We start from the raw sequence: 221 nt of genomic DNA, 5'->3' as shown, positions 1-221 counted from the left end.
CATTTAACTTCAAGCTTTTATGCAGTTCACTAAACGACTCTTGAGTTTCAGTTGCCTTAGAAGGTAAAAAGCGCTCCATTACCTGCTTTCCAATTAATTCTGGCTGAGCATCATCCTGAACTAGCTCGGGAACAAGCTCTCGACCAGCCAGCAAATTAGGCAATGATATGAAAGGAGCCTTCAGTAAGCGCTTCATAATATAGTGCGTAATCTTGGAGACA

General features: G+C 42.1%; 1 pseudogene. It reads right to left on the bottom strand.

Going from position 1 to position 221, the window contains the following annotated elements:
• A pseudogene (locus A3757_RS23805) lies at positions 1-196 on the bottom strand (lipid-A-disaccharide synthase); the annotation flags it as partial.
• Positions 197-221 lie beyond the last annotated feature (25 nt).

Source organism: Oleiphilus sp. HI0117 (assembly GCF_001635235.1).
The sequence above is the reverse complement of the archived record's forward strand: the minus strand, read 5'-3'. Positions and strand labels throughout refer to the sequence as shown.